The 1,299-nt window shown below is 48.4% G+C and carries 2 protein-coding genes; both read right to left on the reverse strand.

What is annotated here, in order from left to right; translation table 11 throughout:
* The coding region (locus ACRC27_RS06320; RefSeq protein ID WP_438639442.1) for a LapD/MoxY N-terminal periplasmic domain-containing protein at nt 1-626 on the reverse strand (626 nt) is incomplete at its 3' end.
* 83 nt (nt 627-709) lie between these two features.
* The coding region (locus tag ACRC27_RS06325; RefSeq protein WP_438639443.1) for a transglutaminase-like cysteine peptidase at nt 710-1,299 on the reverse strand (590 nt) is incomplete at its 5' end.

Raw genomic sequence — 1,299 nt, forward strand, 5'->3', positions numbered from 1 at the left:
TCTCGATGCAATACCGCGACCGCTTGAGCTTGCTCTTGAAACGCCCGCGCGATCTCCTCTTCCATCAAGTTAAATGCCTGCGTTAATGCGCGCAGATCTTGCGATGGTGGCAAGGGTAACGGCACATCGGCAAATCGGCGCTGTGCAACAGATTCAGCCCTCACGCGTAATGCATCCACCGGCTGCAGCTGTTTACGCAATGTTTTGGCCAATAGCAGACCCGTTAACAGCATCAGTACGCTAACCCCAGAGAGTAAACGTAAGGACAAACGCCATAACTCTTGGTATGGCTGTTGACTTGCAGCCTGAACCTGCAGCTTGCCAAGCTGTAACCAACCCGCCGTCAGCTCTTGCTCTTGTTGCAGTGGCTCAAACAGAGGAAGCCGGAAAAACCACTGCGGTACTAAACCGGTTATCTCGTCTTGTTGACGCAAAATCACGGGGTCAGCTGCTGACAAAAACGACAGCCGAATTTCATCGTAGTTGCCGCCATCAAAAGCAGCCTTGAGGACAGACTCAGCACCAACTCGGTCACCATTGGCTAAATAAGGTACCAGCGCCAAACCTAAGCTGTGCACCGCATTTGCTGTCGCAGTTTGCTGCTGTCCAGAAATGTAGGTGCGCATGGAGGAAAACATCAAGCCCCAAAACAGCAGGGTAAACATAATGAACAGGAGAACCTGTTGGCGTAATAAAGACCTGAACAATGTCATAATGGGTTCGCATCCAATCGAATTTTGGGGCGTTGCAATTTTTGTTGCTCTACCCGCTGCTTAACCTCACGCCAACGGGATAACCGATCAGCGCTACCTACGGTTTCTGATACACCATGCTCCCTCTGCAACCACAATTCAGAGGCGTTAAAACTGTATACCGGCGCCAAATCCATTCGCTGATTCGCGGGTAAAATTTTTGGATTTAAATTATCCAGCAGTAAAGGCATCGCGCTCGGCTGAGGATAATAAGCCAACACCATATGAAACTGATTTAAACTCAGCGCCTTAACATAAACCAAGCGTAACTGCTTATCTGCAATTCCCAATTCACGCAGGGAATAGTATTTGGCTAATGAAAAATCCTCACAATCTCCCCCACCCGCGCCAATAAACTCCAGTGGGGAAGCCCAGTAATCTGGCTTACCCCATAAATGAATATCATCGATAAATTTCAGCTGATTATAAAAGTCATTCACTCGCTGTAATTTGGTCATAACCGATACGCGTTGACTCTCTTTAACTAAACGAGCCAATCGCTGGTAACGCTGCACTGCCTCTTGGCCGTAAGCTTGTTGTATTGCCA

The sequence above is a fragment of the Plesiomonas sp. genome (genome assembly GCF_051650925.1).
Taxonomy (GTDB): Bacteria; Pseudomonadota; Gammaproteobacteria; order Enterobacterales; family CAMTGL01; genus Plesiomonas.